The 18818-nt window shown below is 31.0% G+C and carries 19 protein-coding genes, 5 tRNA genes and 3 pseudogenes; 12 read left to right on the top strand and 15 right to left on the bottom strand.

The window, feature by feature from the left end; genetic code table 11:
- Positions 1 to 102: 102 nt before the first annotated feature.
- The gene (locus AJ882_RS04570) at positions 103 to 285 is read right to left on the bottom strand and encodes a YjfB family protein (RefSeq protein ID WP_002867538.1); all 183 of its coding nucleotides are present in this window, start codon (positions 283 to 285) and stop codon (positions 103 to 105) included.
- Positions 286 to 644: 359 nt separating this feature from the next.
- Here AJ882_RS04570 and AJ882_RS09575 point away from each other — a divergent pair.
- From AJ882_RS09575 to AJ882_RS04525, 9 genes and pseudogenes are all read left to right on the top strand, one after another.
- Positions 645 to 856: pseudogene (locus AJ882_RS09575) on the top strand (hypothetical protein).
- A 346-nt stretch (positions 857 to 1202) separates the two neighbouring features.
- Positions 1203 to 3293, top strand: a complete 2091-nt coding sequence (locus AJ882_RS04560; RefSeq protein WP_002867536.1) for an FTR1 family protein — start codon at positions 1203 to 1205, stop codon at positions 3291 to 3293.
- Entirely contained in the window at positions 3290 to 3829 is a 540-nt protein-coding gene (locus AJ882_RS04555; protein WP_002778842.1) for an iron transporter, read from the top strand. Before AJ882_RS04560 ends, AJ882_RS04555 begins: the two co-directional genes overlap by 4 nt.
- An 82-nt stretch (positions 3830 to 3911) precedes the next feature.
- Complete coding sequence (locus AJ882_RS04550; RefSeq protein ID WP_002867535.1) at positions 3912 to 5315, top strand: Fe-S-containing protein; 1404 nt, start codon at positions 3912 to 3914, stop codon at positions 5313 to 5315.
- Complete coding sequence (locus tag AJ882_RS04545) at positions 5305 to 6594, top strand: ABC transporter permease (RefSeq protein WP_011050012.1); 1290 nt, start codon at positions 5305 to 5307, stop codon at positions 6592 to 6594. The genes AJ882_RS04550 and AJ882_RS04545 overlap by 11 nt, the downstream gene beginning before the upstream one ends.
- Positions 6584 to 7702, top strand: a complete 1119-nt coding sequence (locus tag AJ882_RS04540) for an ABC transporter permease (protein WP_011050013.1) — start codon at positions 6584 to 6586, stop codon at positions 7700 to 7702. Before AJ882_RS04545 ends, AJ882_RS04540 begins: the two co-directional genes overlap by 11 nt.
- Positions 7699 to 8352: an ABC transporter ATP-binding protein gene (locus AJ882_RS04535; RefSeq protein ID WP_011050014.1), complete on the top strand. Its 654-nt coding sequence runs from the start codon at positions 7699 to 7701 to the stop codon at positions 8350 to 8352. Before AJ882_RS04540 ends, AJ882_RS04535 begins: the two co-directional genes overlap by 4 nt.
- The gene (locus tag AJ882_RS04530; protein ID WP_002851267.1) at positions 8349 to 8837 is read left to right on the top strand and encodes a TlpA family protein disulfide reductase; all 489 of its coding nucleotides are present in this window, start codon (positions 8349 to 8351) and stop codon (positions 8835 to 8837) included. The genes AJ882_RS04535 and AJ882_RS04530 overlap by 4 nt, the downstream gene beginning before the upstream one ends.
- Entirely contained in the window at positions 8798 to 9301 is a 504-nt protein-coding gene (locus AJ882_RS04525) for a TlpA family protein disulfide reductase (protein WP_002867533.1), read from the top strand. Before AJ882_RS04530 ends, AJ882_RS04525 begins: the two co-directional genes overlap by 40 nt.
- A gap of 9 nt (positions 9302 to 9310) precedes the next feature.
- Here AJ882_RS04525 and AJ882_RS04520 read toward each other — a convergent pair whose 3' ends face one another.
- The 12 genes and pseudogenes from AJ882_RS04520 to recA all read right to left on the bottom strand — a co-directional run bounded on the left by AJ882_RS04520 (position 9311) and on the right by recA (position 15160).
- Entirely contained in the window at positions 9311 to 9748 is a 438-nt protein-coding gene (locus tag AJ882_RS04520; protein ID WP_002867532.1) for a DUF411 domain-containing protein, read from the bottom strand.
- 299 nt (positions 9749 to 10047) lie between these two features.
- Positions 10048 to 10457, bottom strand: a pseudogene (locus AJ882_RS04510) (hypothetical protein).
- A gap of 175 nt (positions 10458 to 10632) precedes the next feature.
- A tRNA-Leu gene (locus AJ882_RS04505) sits at positions 10633 to 10717 on the bottom strand.
- Positions 10718 to 10722: 5 nt separating this feature from the next.
- A tRNA-Arg gene (locus tag AJ882_RS04500) sits at positions 10723 to 10799 on the bottom strand.
- A gap of 14 nt (positions 10800 to 10813) precedes the next feature.
- A tRNA-Arg gene (locus AJ882_RS04495) sits at positions 10814 to 10890 on the bottom strand.
- Between the two features lie 4 nt (positions 10891 to 10894).
- Positions 10895 to 10971 (bottom strand) — tRNA-His (locus AJ882_RS04490).
- A gap of 24 nt (positions 10972 to 10995) precedes the next feature.
- Positions 10996 to 11073, bottom strand: a tRNA-Pro gene (locus tag AJ882_RS04485).
- 42 nt (positions 11074 to 11115) lie between these two features.
- A pseudogene (locus AJ882_RS04480) lies at positions 11116 to 11964 on the bottom strand (DNA ligase).
- Positions 11964 to 12626 carry a glycoprotein CgpA gene (gene cgpA, locus AJ882_RS04475; protein WP_002867529.1) on the bottom strand — a complete coding sequence of 221 codons (663 nt, stop codon included), beginning with the start codon at positions 12624 to 12626 and terminating at the stop codon, positions 11964 to 11966. Before cgpA ends, AJ882_RS04480 begins: the two are co-directional and overlap by 1 nt.
- Positions 12616 to 12819, bottom strand: a complete 204-nt coding sequence (locus tag AJ882_RS04470; RefSeq protein ID WP_002839177.1) for a hypothetical protein — start codon at positions 12817 to 12819, stop codon at positions 12616 to 12618. The genes cgpA and AJ882_RS04470 overlap by 11 nt, the downstream gene beginning before the upstream one ends.
- A 65-nt stretch (positions 12820 to 12884) precedes the next feature.
- The gene (gene eno / locus AJ882_RS04465) at positions 12885 to 14129 is read right to left on the bottom strand and encodes a phosphopyruvate hydratase (RefSeq protein ID WP_002867528.1); all 1245 of its coding nucleotides are present in this window, start codon (positions 14127 to 14129) and stop codon (positions 12885 to 12887) included.
- Positions 14129 to 15160, bottom strand: a complete 1032-nt coding sequence (gene recA / locus AJ882_RS04460) for a recombinase RecA (RefSeq protein ID WP_002851424.1) — start codon at positions 15158 to 15160, stop codon at positions 14129 to 14131. Before recA ends, eno begins: the two co-directional genes overlap by 1 nt.
- Positions 15161 to 15265: 105 nt before the next feature.
- Here recA and AJ882_RS04455 point away from each other — a divergent pair, with 105 nt between their 5' ends.
- Genes AJ882_RS04455 through AJ882_RS04445 form a run of 3 tightly spaced genes read left to right on the top strand, consistent with a single transcriptional unit; the run spans position 15266 to position 17180 of the window.
- Positions 15266 to 16126: a menaquinone biosynthesis family protein gene (locus AJ882_RS04455; RefSeq protein ID WP_002867527.1), complete on the top strand. Its 861-nt coding sequence runs from the start codon at positions 15266 to 15268 to the stop codon at positions 16124 to 16126.
- 11 nt (positions 16127 to 16137) lie between these two features.
- Entirely contained in the window at positions 16138 to 16407 is a 270-nt protein-coding gene (gene fliQ, locus AJ882_RS04450) for a flagellar biosynthesis protein FliQ (protein WP_002851290.1), read from the top strand.
- Positions 16404 to 17180, top strand: coding sequence for a UDP-N-acetylmuramate dehydrogenase (locus tag AJ882_RS04445; protein ID WP_002867526.1), 777 nt, complete (start codon positions 16404 to 16406; stop codon positions 17178 to 17180). The genes fliQ and AJ882_RS04445 overlap by 4 nt, the downstream gene beginning before the upstream one ends.
- A gap of 23 nt (positions 17181 to 17203) precedes the next feature.
- Here the strand turns inward: AJ882_RS04445 and AJ882_RS04440 are convergent, their stop codons facing one another.
- Both AJ882_RS04440 and AJ882_RS04435 read right to left on the bottom strand, forming a co-directional pair.
- Positions 17204 to 17974 carry a hypothetical protein gene (locus tag AJ882_RS04440; RefSeq protein ID WP_074482806.1) on the bottom strand — a complete coding sequence of 257 codons (771 nt, stop codon included), beginning with the start codon at positions 17972 to 17974 and terminating at the stop codon, positions 17204 to 17206.
- A gap of 39 nt (positions 17975 to 18013) precedes the next feature.
- Positions 18014 to 18778, bottom strand: a complete 765-nt coding sequence (locus tag AJ882_RS04435; protein WP_002867524.1) for a 3'(2'),5'-bisphosphate nucleotidase CysQ — start codon at positions 18776 to 18778, stop codon at positions 18014 to 18016.
- Between the last annotated feature and the right edge of the window lie 40 nt (positions 18779 to 18818).

The raw sequence follows: 18818 nt of genomic DNA, 5'->3' as shown, positions 1-18818 counted from the left end.
AAATAAAATGGTAAAATTATAACGAAAAAATACTAAAGAAATAATTATTTAAAAAAACAAGCCCAAGATACCAAAAAGTTCTTAAGCTTGTTCTTAAGATATTTAAGCGTAAATATCCAAACCACTAGAGCTAGAAGCTTGTGGAGCGGAGGCTTGAGAGACACCTTCCATACCTTCGATGAGTTCATTCATCAATGCCTCGTTTGTGTCCATAGATTTTTTCAAAACTGAAGTATTAACAGTAGTCATTAAATTAGCATTACCCATAGAAACATCTGAAACCATACATCCTCCTTTTAGATTGAGTCTTAAGACTTTATTTAAATCGGATGATATTTTTAAAACTTAATATTTTTTACCAAACTTTTTAAAATTTTTCAAGGGAACCAATATCTGAAATTAAAAATCATAAATTTTTTAAGATAAAATCCTATTTTAAAAATTTTTACACTATAAAACAATAAGCAAAATATAAATGATTGATGCTTTTAAAAGCGAATTAAATGGATAAAAATTTATTTCAATAAATTTAAGTTTTATCTTATTTATACGATTTATAATATAATCTAAAAATTACAACTTAAAGAAAAAAATAAAAAAATATCTTAAGTTTAGTAAACATTGTAAACTAAGAGGTCAATGAAATGATACTGATGACACCTTGTGGCGTTATAGATACCACAAATTTTGGCAAAAGTGAAGTAAATAGGCAAACTATAAACTTTTCTTTAAAATTTCAAGAAAAAAAGAAAAAGTAGAAGCTAAAGCTGAGAAAGAAGCAAATAAAGACAATAGCGATTCTACAAACATAGATATCAATAAAAAAGATAAACTTTTGGATATCTGCTTAGTCTAAAATATACTATAGCTATACCTCCTTAAAGAATACGCAATAAATGATTTTTTGATTTTTATTAAGCTTTTAAAACATCGAAAAAAGGAAAAATTAAAAAACACAAAAACAATATCCCAAAGTCCATAGCTTAGAAGAAAGCCTTGCGATACTTAAAAACAACCCATATTAAATCACAAAAATAAAATATATTTAAATATTTATTAAAATACATTTTATAATTTAATAAAAAAATATTATCAACATAAAAGCTTATTTTTTAGTTCTATTTAAGATTTTTAGTATTATACTAGCCATTATTTATTTTGATAATAAATATTATTTTTATCAAAAATCAAGGATAATGATAATGAAAATTTTTAAAATTATATTTTTAATTATAAGTATTTTTTTATCAAGCTCAGCTTTTGCTAGGGTAGATGATTATATTAATGAAGCAAATCTTATCAAAGATATGCTAAAACAAAGCATAGAAACTTACAAAAAGGGTGATAATCTAGGTGCTAAAAAGCTTAGCGAAGATGCGTATTTTCAACATTTTGAAAATATGGAAGGCCCCATAGGAAGAAACATAGGAAGAAAAGCCATCACCATGGAGCGTAAATTTGTAAATTTGCGTCGTATGTATAAAGATGAAGCTCCTTTGACACAAATTAATGCTTTAATTGATAGTCTTTATTATGATCTTGATGAAGTAGCCCCAATCTTACAAAATGGATATCGTTTAAAAGCAGAAGCAAGCGATACAAACTACGATAAGGCCAAAGCTGAAAAATCAAGCCTAGAAGCCAATGCCAAACGCGAAGCTGATGCAGAAGCTTTAATCGCGCAAATGATGGGCGTGGATAAAAAAGATTTAGCACAAAGTTCTTTAACCACCCAAGCTCCTATACCTGCAAACGACGACACAAGCAAACTTACAGATGATAATGCAAGTGCTGATTTACAAGCTGCTGCTGCAATGGACACAAGATTGCAATTTATACTAGATAATATCTCTACCAAATTTTCACAGGCTGCTAATGCTTTTAAAGAAAAAAACTACCAAGCTAGTAAAGATTTTTTAAATGATGCCTTATTTAGTGATTATCGCAATACCAAAGTAGAAATTTTAGTAAATAAATTTACCAAAGCAGGAAACGATCAAAAAATTCAACAAGCCATACGCACCCTTATACGCCAAATCAACGATGCAAAAATAGATGAAAAAGGCTTAAGAGATGGCTTAGATAATATAGAAGAACAAATTTTTGATGTTTTCTTACAAATTCCAAATTCAGAACTTTCAAGTTTGCAAATTTCAGGCTTTAATGATGAAACAAAAGGCAAAGATTATGCCAAAGTTTCTAATGATATCAAACTTGCTTTAGATGGAATTTTAAAAAATTATGATGGCTTTAGTGCTTCTATAGTAGATGATTTACAAGGAATTTATCTAGATATTTTTGAAGCAAGCGGTATGGAAAATAAAATCGGTGCTGTAGATAGCGGCTTAAAACTTAAAATAGAAAGTTTATTTTCCAAAGGTGTGGCACTGATTAAAGCAAGTGCAGATAAAAAAGAGCTTGAAGCTACTTTTAATGACTTAGAACAACTCATAGCAAGCAGTGTGGATAAAATTCAAGATTCTACTCCTTATTCGCTGTTTATATGGGCTTTAAGTATTATTTTACGTGAAGGCTTGGAAGCTTTGATTATCGTTGTAGCCATTGTTTCTTATCTTGTACAAAGTGGCAACAAAAATCGTTTAAATATCGCCTATAGTGCTCTTTTTACAGGAGTGATTTTAAGTTTTGTTACCGCTTTTGGAGTTTCTTGGCTATTCAAAGAAAATGCAGGACAAAGTAGAGAGCTTATAGAGGGTATTACCATGCTTATAGCCGTATTACTACTCTTTTATGTGGGCTTTTGGCTACTTTCAAACGCACAAAATAAAAAATGGACAAGCTTTATCAAACAAGGTGCTATAGATGCTATATCAAACAATAGTGCAAAAACCCTTTGGATCACCGTATTTTTAGCTGTTTATAGAGAAGGTGCAGAAACTGTGCTTTTTTATCAAGCCTTGCTTTTTGATGCTAAAACAAGCACTGATTTTGGTGCTGTTTTTGGCGGGCTTGGACTTGGAATTTTAATACTTATTGTTTTATATTTTCTTTTAAAAGCAGGAGCCATTCGCATACCTGTAAAACAATTTTTCTATATCACTTCTTACATTATTTTTTACATGGTTTTTGTTTTTACAGGCAAAGGCATAGCTGAACTCATAGAAGGAAAAGTCATTATTCCTAGTCTTATACCTATGAATTTTGAACCGATTTTATGGCTTGGAGTTTATCCTTACTATGAAACTTTAATCCCTCAATTTATAGTTTTGACAATGTTAATTATTGGCATTTTGATAACAAAACAAATTTCAAAAAAAGGAGTAAAATCATGATAAAAAAAGTTTTATCAGTAGTTGCTGCAGCTGCGGTTATTAGTACAAATTTATTTGCAGGCGAAGTGCCAATCGGCGATCCAAAAGAACTTAATGGTATGGAAATAGCCGCTGTTTATTTACAACCTATTGAAATGGAGCCAAGAGGTATTGATCTAGCTGCGTCTTTAGCAGATATTCATCTAGAAGCTGACATTCACGCACTTAAAAACAATCCAAATGGTTTTCCAGAAGGTTTTTGGATGCCTTATTTAACTATAGCTTATGAACTTAAAAATACCGACACAGGTGCAATTAAACGCGGAACTTTGATGCCTATGGTGGCTGATGATGGTCCTCACTATGGTGCAAATATTGCTATGGAAAAAGATAAAAAAGGTGGCTTTGGCGTAGGAAATTATGAACTTACTTTTTATATCTCAAATCCAGAAAAACAAGGTTTTGGACGCCATGTTGATGAAGAAACAGGCGTGGGTAAGTGGTTTGAACCTTTTAAAGTAGATTATAAATTCAAATACACAGGTACGCCAAAATGATTTTACACTCGGATTTTCCGAGTGTTTAAATATTTTTATTTTTATTTGAAAAATTAAAATAACAATGTTTAAAGAGTAAATTATGAGTATATATTTTGTGCATTTTCTTATCAGTGTTTTACCACTAAGTATTTTAATGGCCTTTATCGCTTCTGATAAAAAATATATTTTTAAAAGTTTTTTAGTAGTTTTTTTGGGCTTTTTATTTGGATATTTTGCTTTTTTTATCGCAGCACAATTTTTAAAAACCGAAAATTTAATCTTTAATTTTGATTTTGTTTTTATAGGTTTATTGCTAGTAAGCTTTATATTTTATTTTTGGAAAAAAATTGAAATTTTAAATTTTATTTTATTGGGAATTTTAAGTTTTTGCACCGCTTTGCATTATTATTTTTTAAGTCAAGATTTCCCTATTTTTACTAGCTCTTTAATCGATAGCGAAGGTATAAGTTCTTTAGGTTTTATTGCTTTAGCCTTGCTTGTTTGTATTTTGATTTTCTTCTTTTTAAAATGGCAAAAAAATTTTAATCAAAAAACAAGCTTTATGCTGTTTTTACTGCTTATCCTTATAGAAAGCGATAAAGCTCTAGCCAATATCTTGCTTACTTTAATGCGAAATTCCATCATAGAAACTCATGCTTTTTTGGTGAGTTTTGTAGGAAAAAGTAATTATTTTGGTGTTTTTGGAATTTATGTTTATTTAATTTTCATCACTTTTTTAGCATTCTTAAGCCTAAAAATTCGCAAAAAAAATATAAGCAAAAAACAAATTTTAGATATAAATTATCGCAAAAACGAAGCTAAAACAAGTCTTATTAATCGTTATTTTTCCAGTGTTTTTATCTCCTGTGTTATAAGTTTTTGCATTATTTTATACTTTTTTATGGTAAGCTCTAAGCCTTTAACCATAGATGAGCCTAAAGAAATTTTACCCGATAAGAATGGCAAATTTATCTTTGATATAGCTCTTTTAAGAGACAACAAACTCCACCGCTTTGCTTATATCAGTGCTGAAGGCAAAGTGATAAGGTTTTTTCTTATCAATAAAAGAGAAGATAGGGATTCTCCTGTAGCTGTTTTTGATGCTTGTATGATTTGTGGAGATATGGGCTATATCAAAAAAGATGGACAACTTATTTGCATTTCTTGCAATGTGCGTATTTTCTTGCCTAGTGTAGGCAAAAGCGGAGGTTGCAATCCTATCCCACTCAAATACGAATACGATGGTAAAAAAATCACCATAGATGTTAAAGATGTAATAGCAGGATCTAATTATTTTAGTCAAATCAAAGAAATCGAAGTGCAAGATCCTGTATCAAAAACAAAGGTTATAAACACCCAAGCTCCTTTTTCTTATAGCTATAAAGGGATTACTTATTATTTTTCAAATCAAAACAACTATGAAGAATTTAAAAAAGATCCTACAAAACATGTAGAAGAAAACGAAGCCCAATTTTTAATCCAAAGGAGAAACGATGTTGGCTAAAATGATTTTTAACTCTATATTTAAAAACAAAATTCAAAAATTTTTAGCCTTTCTTACTTGTTTTTTAGCCACGCTTTTGCTCTCTACTATGCTAAATATTACCCTAAGTATAGGCGATGAAGTAACTAAACAACTCAAAAGTTATGGCTCTAATATCCTTGTTTTACCCAAAGGCTCAAGTCTTAGTATAGAAATAGGTAATGAACTTTATAAACCCTTAAAAAACAAAAACTACCTAGAAGAAAAAAATTTATATATGATTAAAGACATTTATTGGCGTAACAACATCACCGCACTTGCTCCTTTTTTAGAAGGTAAAATCACAATTGAAAACTCCCAGCAAAAAGCACTTATTTATGGCACTTATTTTCAAAAAGCCATAAAAATTAAAGATGATGATGATTTTATCACAGGTATAAAAAGTCTTTATCCTTATTTAGCAGTCCAAAGAGAATGGGCAAAAGATGATAGCAATGAAATCATGCTAGGCGAAGACTTTGCTAAAAACAATAAATTAAAATTAGGAGATACTATCAAACTCATAGGAGAAAACAATCAAAGCAAAGAAGCAAAAATCGTAGGTATTTTGCTTCATGCCAATCCTAAAATGTCAAATAAAATCATCGCTCCTTTAAATTTAGCTCAAGATTTACTCAACAAACAAGGATTTTACTCAAGTGCAGAAGTAAGAGCTTTTACCATACCTGAATCAGCCCTTTCTGAAAAAGTGCGTCGCATGGGCGAAGAAAAATTAGATCAGTTAGAATATGACAAATGGTATTGCTCAGCCTATGTAGGCTCAATCGCTAGTCAAATTAGCGATGGCTTACCAGGTGCTGATGCAAAAGCTCTAAATGCTATAAGCGATGCTCAAAGCTTGGTGGTTAAAAAGATCCAATCCTTAATGGGCATTACTTGCATTATTTGTCTTATTGTTGCAAGTATTGCGATTTCAAGTCTAATGAGTTCTGAAATTCATCGTAGAAAAAAAGAAATAGGACTTTTAAAAGTACTTGGTGCTAATACTTTTCAAATTTATCTCATCTTTGCTGGTGAAAATTTAATCGTAGCTTTATTTGCTGCTTTATTTGGATTTATTTTTGGCACAGCACTTTCTCAAATCATCAGCCTTAGTATTTTTGGATATTTTATTGATATAGCCTTTATAGCTTTACCTTTAAGCTTTATTTTTGCAGGACTTATTGCCTTACTAGGTTGCTTGCTTCCTATAAAAAATATCACACAACTTTCAGCTGCAGGAGTGTTTTATGGTAGATAAGTTTTTCCTTAATGAACTTTTTAAAAGCATTAGCTTTTCTTATCAAAGACTTTTTATTATAGTTTTAAGTGTTTTTATAGGAGCACTTACTTGCTCAGCTTTTTTAAATATTTATTTTGATATTGACACCAAACTTTCTAAAGAATTAAAAGCTTATGGAGCAAATGTAATGATAAGTCCTAAGCGGGATGAAAATTTTATCTCCAATGCTGAGTATGAAAAAATAAAAGAAAATTTAAAGGCTAGGGCTTTAACTCCTTTTTTGTATGATTTTTTAAATTTAGGCAGTACAAGCGGAGTAGTTTTAGGCACTGATTTTAGGGCTTTAAAAATCACTAAACCTTTTTTAGAAGTTAAAGAAGGAAGCTTTTCTCTAAATGATTTTGATGAAAATTCAGCCTTTTTAGGAGTTAATTTAGCCAAGCAACTAGGCCTAAAAACAGGTAATGAACTTCAAATTTACAATCCAAACAATGGAAAAAGCATAAAACTTACCATAAAAGGCATACTTTCAAGCAATGATGAATTTGATAGCATTGTTTTAGCCCCTTTAAGCGTGGTGCAAAATTTAAGCGATAGAGCCGGTATTAACTATGCTAATGCTGTAGTTTATGGAAATTTTGATGAAGTTAAAGCCAAAACACAAGCAATCAACAATGAATTCATCGATGCAAAACCTATATCTTCAGTATCCTTAAGTGAAGGTTTAGTACTTGGAAAAATCAAAGCTTTAATGTTTTTAATCATACTTGTAGTATTGATCATAGTCACTACTAGCGTTAATACAACCTTAAGCTCTATTATATTTTCTCGCAAAAAAGAAATCGCACTGCGTTTAGCCTTGGGTGCGAAAAAAAGTGAAATTTTTAAACTTTTTGCTAGTGAATGCTTTATAGTAAGTTTTTTTGCTAGTTTAATCGGAGCTTTTTGTGGGATATTTTTAGCCAATGTCTTTGGTTATTTGATTTTTAATTCTAGTATTGATTTTAGATTTATAGCTGTTTTTATAGCCTTAATCATTTCTTTGATTTTTGCCTTTTTGGCTGCATTTTTTCCTATAAAAAGAGCATTAAAAATCAATGTGTGTGAAAATTTGAAAGGTGAATGATGAAAAAAGAACTTATTAAAATAAACAACTTAAATAAAGAATTTGGCAAAGTTAAAGCCTTAAACAATATCAACTTAAGCGTCTATGAAGGAGAATGGCTTGCCATCATGGGTCCATCAGGAAGTGGAAAATCAACGCTTTTAAACATACTATCACTCATGGATGCTCCAAGCTCTGGAGAGTATATCTTAGACAATGAAAACCTAGAGCAAATGGATGAGGAGCAAAAAATCACCTTGCGTCGTGAAAAAATAGGACTTGTCTTTCAACAATTTCATCTTATCCCCTATCTTAACGCTTTAGAAAATGTTATGCTTTCTCAGTATTATCACTCAAGCGTAGATGAAGAAGATGCCAAAATGGTTCTTGAAAAAGTAGGACTTTCACATAGACTCACTCATTTACCTAGCCAATTAAGTGGCGGGGAACAACAAAGAGTTTGTATAGCAAGAGCTTTGATCAACAACCCAGAGCTTTTACTCGCAGATGAACCCACAGGAAATTTAGATGAAGCCAATGAACAAATCGTTCTTCAAACCTTGCAAAAATTAAAAAATGAAGGCAAAACCATAGTTTTAATCACACACAATCCTGATTTAGCCAAATTCGCAGATCGAACCCTTATCTTACAACATGGGGTGTTAAAATGAAAAAAAGCCTTTTAATCTTAAGCATTTTGTTCTTGCTCAATGCTTGTTCTTTTGAAAATTCAAAAGATACTGGAAAAGTTGGAGAAAAAAGCGCTGAAATTTCAGCTAAAGATACCTTAGGAAAAGCTGTAAAACTTGCTGATGATAATACAAGTTTAAAAGTCTTAGTCTTTTTTCAAAATGGTTGCCCTTCTTGCTTAAAAGAACTCCCTTCTTTAGATGAATTCATACAAAATCACCCCAATAAAATCAGTGTTTATGCTATAAATTCCATCGATAATGCCAATGTGGTTAAGGTTTTAGCCGAACAATTTGACTTTAAAAATGTAAAAGTTTTAAAAGACGATCTTAAAATTACCAATGATCGTTACGCTGTGTTTGCAACCCCTACTACCATCATCATTAAAGATGGGATGATAAAAGATAGAATTTTAGGAGAAAAACCATGGGAATTTTTCGAATCCAAGCTTATTTCTTTGCTTTAATCATAGCTTTATTTTTTGTAGCTTGTGATAGTGGAGAAAATTTTAAAGCTTTAAATAGTGATAAAACCTATAATTTTGCCTACAATGGTTTTGAAAAAAGCCTAAAACTAAATGATAAAGCACAAAATTTTGCCTTAATATTTTTCACAAAAGATTGTGGAGTTTGTAAAGAACAAATTCCTATTTTACAGAATTTGGCTAAAAATTATGATTTTAATATCTTTGTGGTTTTAGGTGATGCAAATGATGCAAATGATGCAAAAGCTTGGGCTGATGAAAAAGGTTTATCTAATTTAGCAATGTTTTATGAAAAAAGAGCAGCTAAATACCTTTCAAGTGCCATTGGGGAAATATATGGAGTGCCTGTGCTTAGTTTTTTCAAAGAAGGAAAAATGGATGAAAAATTCATAGGCTTAACTCCTTATAGCATACTTGAAAAAGAAATCAAAAAAGTAAAAAGCTAAGAATTTACTTTAAAGCTTTTTATCTCCTATAAAATATCCATAAAGCTCATAGCTTCCATCTTTTTTCATCAAAATTACAGGATATTTTTCACTATAACCTTGTTCCATTCCTGGGCTTCCTTGCGGCATGCCAGGAGCTGAAATTCCTATAACATCTTTAGGTTTGTTTTCAAGCAACCATGCTATAGCACTTTCAGGAACATGCCCTTCAATAGCATAGCCTTCGATCACACCCGTATGGCAACCTTGATACTCATCTTTTATACCCATTTTTTCTTTGATTTTAAGAAAATCATTGGTTTTGTGAACACTAACCTCATAACCCTTAGCTTTCATATAATCAGCCCAAAGATCACAACAGCCACAAGTAGGACTTTCATAAACTTGTATTTCCTTAGCTTGCGTAAGAGTGAGTAAAAAAAGAATGGTTAAAATTATTTTTTTCATAATTGCTATCCTAAGTAAAAAATATATAATAATACTTTTATAAAGTTAATACCATCACATTTTTAACACTAAAAATGAATTTACAAAAATTTAATCAAGAAAAAGATTTTTAATGAGTGCTGATTTTGTCTTTACGGTAAAGATATAAAAGATAAAACGATTTAAAAAACTAGAAATTTTTAACTTAAAAAGCTTAAAATTTAGATATACTTTATACTTACTATGTTTTTTCATAGTATGTTCTAATAGTGGATTTCCACTAAGAGTGAAAACTCAAGGCGGATTTTTATTTGCAATATTTACTTAATAGAATAATTATGATCAGCTGTTCCTCCACATAAATACCCCTTCTTATCAAAACTTGCAATTTCGCAAGAAAGAGTAGAGAGCTTAGCTCTTTTACCATCACTAGTTAATATAAGAACTGTCTTATAATAAACATATTTGCTTTTATCTAAATATTCTTTTTGTATTATAGCTTGAGTTGAATTATATTCTTTTGGATCAACTTTTGCAACAATATCTGCTTCATAAAAAGTTGCCTTTTTAAAAAGTGGCTGATCTATAATTGGTTTGATACTCTCTTGGAAATATTTGTTTTGCATTTCGCTTGCTGAAACTGGAACTAAATTTTTTTATTAATAACTATCAAATCTGCAAATGCTGACACATTTAAAGCAACTAAAGCTGCTAAAGCTAATTTTTTCATTTTAATCTCCTTGAATTGAATTTTGTATATTTTAATTATTTTTCAAATCTTTTGCAAGATAATTTTTAAATTTATCTAAATTAAATTTGCATTTTATCTAACAATCATAAGAAATTTTAAAATGAAATAAAAATTTATGAGAAATCAACTCTTGTTTGAAAATGATAAAAGTAAGTGGTGCGGATGAAAGGACTTGAACCTTCACGCATTGCTGCACCAGATCCTAAGTCTGGCGTGTCTGCCAATTTCACCACATCCGCTAAAGTGGTACGCCCAAGAGGATTCGAACCTCTGACCTACGGCTTAGAAGGCCGTTGCTCTATCCAGCTGAGCTATGAACGCATATAAAATCTTGGTGGTGCGCCCGATAGGAATCGAACCCATAACCTACAGATCCGAAGTCTGTCGCTCTATCCAGTTGAGCTACGAGCGCTTAGTGGGGTGAGTGATGGGAATTGAACCCACGACCCTCAGGACCACAATCTGATGCTCTAACCGACTGAGCTACACTCACCATTTTGTATAAATTTATAAAAAATGGTCGGGGTGAAAGGATTCGAACCTTCGGCCCCTTGGTCCCAAACCAAGTGCGCTAACCAGACTGCGCTACACCCCGAATAAATAAAAGGAAATATTTTATCACAAAATAATTTTAAAGTCAAGGATTTTCATCTCTTATTCTTAAAAAAACCGGAAAGCGAGGTAAGGAATTTTTGGTCAATCCATTAAATTTATAAGTCACAATACTACCAATTTTTGGAGGATTTTTTCTATCTTCATCTTTTAAACCACTGCCTATTTTAATGATTTGTCCATTAGGCATTTTACAAAGTAAGGCACCTACTTGATTTTCAAATTTACCCTTGCCCTTGCGAAATCCTACTAACTCACACTCTGCATCATCATAGGGTTTTAATTTCATAGCATTTTTACTTCTGCCTTTTTCATAAGGACTTAAATTTTTGCGTATGACAATACCTTCACCTTGATTTTTTATAATGCTTTCGTAAAATTGATTTAAATTATTTTGATTTTCAACTGGAATTTGAGAAATAATTTTTATATAGGCACTAGGATATTTTTGCAAATACTCTTCTAAAACAGCCAAACGATTTTTAAGAGTACAAGTAGAAATTTGAAATTCTTCGCAAGCATTTGGCACATCAAAAATATTATAAGTTACTTCCTTCCATAAGGTCAAATTACTATCGCCACTACGAATTAAAGCTGAAATTTCATCAAATTTATTTCTTGCTATCCAAAGCTCACCATCAATAGCAAAAGGAGGGAAATTTTTTGTAAAAAAGTCAGGAGTTTTTATTTTGTAATTTTGGCGAGTTTTTAGATATTTCCCATCCCAAATTCCACGCACTCCATCAAGTTTTTCGCTCATCAAATAAGCATTAAAATCTTTAGAGTTAAAATCTTACTTATCGAATTTGCTAAGAAGTAAAATTTCATTAGCAAAAACTAAACAAGCACAACATATTAAAAAAACAAACCTCATCAAAGCAGATTAATCATATATCCAGTTGCATCTTTTTGAATACTATAATTATAAGTTCCATCAAGATATATTACAAGTCGATAATATCCTTTATGAGATCCAAAGTCTATGCGTTTAAAAATAGAATTGCTAAGGCGTATGTTTTTTGTAGGGCTAATCATTTTAGATCTAAAATCTATAACGATTTTACTTGGATTTCCTACTGAAAAATCTGTAATCATTTCATCACTAGTGTTAAGTTTTATTTTATTTTTATAAACCGCATAAGAAATAAAATCATAAATCTTTGCAACCTGCAAAGGTATTTCAACATTGGCTGTTGAGTTTGATTCTTGTTTAGAGCTATTTTTTTCAGGTATAGTAACTGAAACATCAAGTACTTTTGAAGGATCAGGGCTTTTAAATCTTGATATAGTATAAGTATCGTGCCAATCAATACTTTTATTGACATCTAAATCGATCTTATCTTCACTTCCGTCTAAATTGATATAATTAAAAGTGATGCTTTTTAAAATTCTTGCACTAGAATTAAATTTAACTTCCTCTTTTTGAAATTCAGGTGGAGCAACCAAGGTTATATTTTGATCTGTCTTGAAAGGATTTTCATCAGCATATAAAAGAGAGGTAAAAATAAAAAATATTGCCAAAATTCTAGTTTTCATTTGGGTATAATCCTTTTAATTCAAAATAATCTTTTTGTGCTTTAGCATTTTGTTCTTTGAGCAAAATAATCTTTTTATTAAGCTCTTCTTTGGTATTTTCTAAGCTTAATAAAGTATCTAAAGAATACTGCCCAAAAAACATATTGCCAAAATAAATCGCTCCAATTACAACAAGAAAAGCCCAAAAAATCATTTTTATAACATGGGTATAAAAACTTTTTTTTCTTGTGCTTTCGTCGTATTCTTTAAGTAAATCGCTCAGAGCTTTTCTCCTAAGTATTCATCGCTTTCAAGTTCAATTTCAAGCAAGCGATTGTATTTTGCGGTTCTTTCACCTCTTGCTAGGGCTCCTGTTTTGATTTGTCCTGTATTTAAAGCCACAGCAAAATCCGCTATAAAAGCATCTTCACTTTCGCCGCTTCTATGACTCATCACACATTTATAGTTATTTCTTTGCGCTAAACGCACAGTTCTCATAGTTTGGGTAATAGTTCCGATTTGATTTGGTTTAATAAGCACAGCATTTGCCATTTTTTTGATGATACCTTCTCTTAAAATATCTTCATTAGTTACAAACAAATCATCGCCTACAAGCTGAATTTTATTGCCCAATTTTTCAGTAAGCTTAATCCAACCTTCAAAGTCATTTTCAGCTAAGCCATCTTCGATACTGCAAATTGGATATTTTGCACAAAGTTCTACATAGCGTTCGATCAAATCCTCGCTTGAAAAAGCCTTGCCTTCCATGTGATATTTGCCATCTTTGAAAAATTCTGTACTTGCCACATCAAGAGCGATTTTTACACGATTTTCATAACCTGCTTTTTTGATACAAGTCATTAAAAGATCGATAGGTTCTGTGTTGTTAGCTAAATTTGGAGCAAAACCGCCTTCATCACCTAAAGCCGTAGAATGTCCAGAATTTGCGAGTTCTTTTTTTAATATCACATAAATTTCACAAACTGAACGCAAAGCTTCTTTAAAGCTAGTAAAACCAAAAGGCATGATCATAAATTCTTGAAAATCTACATTGTTGTTTGCATGAGCACCGCCATTTATGATATTACACATTGGCACGGGTAAAATGCTCGCATTTGCACCACCTAAGTAGCGATATAAAGGCATTCCCAAAGCAGCTGCAGCCGCACGAGCTGTTGCCATAGATACACCTAAAGTCGCATTTGCACCTAAATTTGAGTAATTATTTGTTCCATCAAGTTCACGCAAAGTATCATCAAGTTGAGTTTGGTTAAAAGCATCTAGTCCTAAAATTTCATCTGCAATGGTCTCATTGACATTTGCAACAGCTTTTAAAACGCCTTTTCCGCCAAATCTTTCATCATTATCACGCAATTCTAAGGCTTCTTTTGAACCTGTACTTGCACCACTTGGAACTATGGCCGCACCTACACTTCCATCGCTTAGCGTAACTTCGGCTTTTACGGTTGGATTTCCTCTACTATCAAGAACTTCATAGGCTCTAACATCTTCAATTACTAACATTATTCTTCTCCTTCGTCATCTTCGCTACCGCTGATCATACCTTCTATTCCCATAGAATTTTGAATTGCTTTTGTGATTTCATCTGCAATTTCAGGGTTTTCTTTTAAGAAAGCTTTTGAATTTTCTCTACCTTGTCCAAGTTTTTTATCTTTATAAGAAAACCACGCACCACTTTTATCTACGATATCAAGTTTTACACCATAATCGATCAATTCACCTTCACGGCTTAAACCCTCTCCAAACATCACATCAAATTCAGCTTGTCTGAATGGAGGAGCAACTTTATTTTTAACTACTTTTACTTTAACGCGGTTTCCTATAGGTTCTTCGTTTTGTTTTAAGGTTGCTACTTTTCTAACATCTAAACGCACAGAAGCATAAAATTTTAATGCATTTCCACCTGTTGTGGTTTCAGGAGTACCATAACCCATAGCACCGATTTTCATACGAATTTGGTTGATAAAAATTACTGTGGTATTCATTTTATGAACTATACCTGTAAGTTTTCTTAGAGCTTGAGACATAAGTCTTGCTTGAAGTCCTACATGTTGATCGCCCATATCGCCTTCAATTTCTGCTTTTGGGGTAAGTGCTGCAACGCTATCTACTACGATAAGATCTACTGCGCCACTTCTTGCTATAGTTTCTACAATTTCTAAGGCTTGTTCTCCAAAATCAGGCTGAGAAACATACAAATCATCTGTATTTACACCCAAATTTTTAGCATATTTTACATCAAGCGCATGTTCTGCATCGATAAAAGCACAAACTCCACCTGCTTTTTGGCATTCTGCGATAATGTGTAGAGTTAGAGTGGTTTTACCTGAACTTTCAGGCCCATAAATTTCTATAATTCTTCCTTTTGGAACACCGCCTATACCTAAAGCAAGATCAAGTCCAACTGAACCTGTGCCTATGCTATCGATTTGCTCGACTTCTTTATCCCCTAGTCTTAAGATAGTGCCTTTTCCAAAGGTTTTATCTAAACTTTTTAGGGCAGCGTCTAGAGATTTTCTTTTATTATCATCCATAACTTTCCTTAAAAATTCTAAATTTTTAGTTAGAATTCTAACAAAATAAAATTAAATAATGATTTATTTTGCTAGAATTAAAGCAAAGATTTAAAGGAAGCATAGATGAAAAAAATTACTATTGCACATTCTCCTGATGCTGATGATATTTTTATGTATATGGCTATTAAATTTGGGTGGATAGGGAATGATTTTGCTTATGAAAATACAGCTTTAGATATACAAACTTTAAATGAATTTGCCTTGAAAAATGAATTTGATGCTACGGCTATTTCTTTTGGGCTTTATCCTTTAATCGCTTCTGAGTATGCGCTTTTACGCACAGCAGTGAGTTTTGGTGAAGGTTATGGGCCAAAACTCATCAAGAAAAAAGACACGCATTTAAAAAGAAATTTTAAAGTCGCTTTGAGTGGAGCAAATACCACCAATGCTTTGATTTTTCGTATGAAATACCCTGAAGCAAGAATTATTTATAAGAATTTTTTAGACATTGAAAATGTAGTTTTAAGTGGCGAAGTAGATGCAGGAGTTTTGATCCATGAAAGCATTTTAGAATTTAATCAAAGTCTTTGCGTGGAAGCAGAAATTTGGGATATATGGCTTGAATTTGCTAAAGAAAATTTGCCTTTGCCTTTAGGTGGAATGGCTTTGCGTCGTTCTTTGCCTTTAAGCGATGCGATTAAGATCGAAAGAGATTTAACCAATGCTGTAAAAATTGCCGATGCAAATCGTAAAATTTTAGCCCCTATGCTTATGGAAAGAAAACTTATCCGTGTTGATGAAGAAAAACTTGATACTTATCTTAATTTATATGCCAATAAAAACTCTATTAGCATGAATCAAACTCAACTTTTAGCTGTAGATACGCTTTTTAAACTAGGATATGATTATAAATTTTATGATAAAATCATACATGTAAATGATTATCTTATCCCTAGCGAATACGAAGAAGCTAGAAATTCTTAAAAAGGATAAAAATGGACGAAAGTACCTTAGTTGCTCTTGGAGTGCAAACCTTTAAAATCACACTTTTACTTTCCTTGCCTATGCTTTTGGCAGGACTTATTGCAGGGCTTGTGATCAGTATTTTTCAAGCAACTACACAGATTAATGAAATGACACTTTCTTTTGTTCCTAAAATCATCTTGGTTGTGGTTATTTTAATCTTTTTAATGCCTTGGATGACTACAACTATGATTGATTTTACTGAGAATATACTAAATCAAATTCCAACTTTTATCAAATGATCATTGATTTTAAAAAATACTCTTCTGTGCGTATAGGAAATGAATTTGAAGTTTTAGTTTTGGATCAAATTTGTGATTTTGATGGTTTTTTAATAGGTGGTGCAAATAACCTTTTAATTAGCCCAAAACCTAAAAATATAGGAATTTTAGGAGATGGTTTTGATTTTATGCAAATTTTAGATCAAAATAAAGATTTTATACATCTTCGCATAGGCTGCAAAACAAAATCAAGCAAAATATATCGCTTTGCTAAAGAAAATAATCTTAAGGGTTTTGAGTATTTAAGCAAAATTCCTGGCACACTTGGTGGGCTTTTGAAAATGAATGCAGGGCTTAAAGGAGAGTGTATCAGTCAAAATTTAATCAAAATTGCTACTTCTCAAGGCGAAATTCTAAGAGAAAATATAAATTTTGATTATCGTTTTTGTCCTTTAAATATGCCTTTTTTTTGGGCTGAATTTAAACTAAATTTTGGCTTTGATACCCTTAAAGATGAAGCTTTAAAAAATGCAAGAAGCAACCAACCTAGTGGAGCAAGCTTTGGCTCTATCTTTAAAAATCCAAAAAACGACTTTGCAGGACGTTTAATCGAAGCTGTAGGGCTTAAAGGCTTTAGTAAAGGAGATGCTATGTTAAGCGATAAACACGCAAATTTTTTAATCAATAAAAAAAATGCAAGTTTTGAAGATGCGTTTTTTCTTATCGAATTGGCTAGAAAAAAAGTCTTTGAAGAATTTGGCATAAACTTAGAAAATGAAGTGATTATTATCTAAAAATTTTTCAATATATCTTTAAATTAATTGATAGTTAATTTTAATTTTTTTATTTCATTATCTATAACACTAGCTAACATTTTTGGCATTTGATTTACAATATCTTGATAATTTTGTTTTGCATCTTGATCTTTTAATGTCAAATTTAATTCTGCATTTTTTGCTACAAGAATTTTTCCATTGCTTGTAGAAATAATTTTAAAATTAACATTAGCCACACCCTCTTTACTAGTTGTGATAAAATAATTTGTAATATTTACATAAAAATCTTGCAAATTTACCACCACAACATAATCTGTAAATTTAGCATACATTTTAGCCTTATCTTTTTCTTGTGTTAAAAAAGGACTTACATTTATAAGTTTTGCATCTTTAGGACTAAAATATGACAAAGTTTTAGGACTTTGATAAATACCATTTGCAGCAGAATTAACCCAATTAAGCTTTAAGCTTTGAATCAAATTTTTAGCAAATAATGTAGAAAATTCCTTATCACTCACCCTAAAACCATCTAAAAAATAACCAAAATTTTTCCTAGAAGTTAATACAATAGCAAAATCAATATCCTTATCTTTGGTGATTTGCGATTTTTTTTCAATTAAAGTAGAACTATCAAACAATGCTTTTTGTTGATTTAAATTTGGATTTGCAACATTTTGATTTAGATCTATTACTTCAAAGCTATCTGCGCTTTTTTCAATTTTAATAACTTTTTTCTGAGAAAAATTATTCGCTAAAAGATTAGAACTTAAAACTAAACTTAAAAACAAAATGAAACAATACCTCATCTTCATCCTTATAAACTATTTAAATATAAAATTATACTCTTTATTTTATAAAAAATCTTGTAAAAAATTCCTAGATGAAACACAAATAAAAGGACTGGATTTATAATTTAAAGGGTTATATAAAATGTATTTTTTAGAAAAATCCCCCATAAATCCTCCATTTTGATTAATCAAAAAATCTCCTGCTACAATATCCCAAATATTAAGCTTTTCAAATCTTTTATAAACTCCTGCCCTAGCCTCTAAAATAGCACAAAATTTCAATCCAGAGCCTATATTAATAGCTTCTAATTGATGCTCTTTTGCAAAGTCTTCATCTTCTTTGCTAAGATGATTAACACTCAATAAGGCTTTATATTTATTTTTCTCGTATTCTTGCTGGTCAATTTGCAAAGGTTTATCGTTTTTATAAACCTTGGTTTTTGCATGAGCATAGAATATATCACCTTTTGATGGATTTTGTATGAGTGATAAAACAGGGCGATTGTCATGAACCAAACTTATCATAACGCAAAATTCATCACTGCCTTTTAAAAAACCACTTGTTCCATCAAGAGGATCGATAAGCCAAAAAGTTTTTAATTCTTCACACTCTTCTTTGCTGAGTAATTTTTCTTCTGATAGAATTTTAATATCCGTAGAACCCAAAATATCATTTAGAATTTTATTAGAAGCAAGATCTGCTGATGTAATCGGGCTTTTATCTTCTTTTTCCCAAGTTTTGAAATTTTTTCTCTCTTCCAAAATAGCTTTAGAAGCTTGATTGCTAGCATTTATAGCAATTTCTAAAAATTTATCAAGATTAAGCATGATTATAAACTTTCTATAAGATTTTTTAAAATTATACAAG

Source organism: Campylobacter sp. BCW_6461, assembly GCF_001762735.1.
Classification (GTDB): Bacteria; Campylobacterota; Campylobacteria; order Campylobacterales; family Campylobacteraceae; genus Campylobacter_D; species Campylobacter_D jejuni.
Note: the sequence above shows the minus strand (reverse complement) of the source record. Positions and strands in the feature narration are given on the sequence as shown.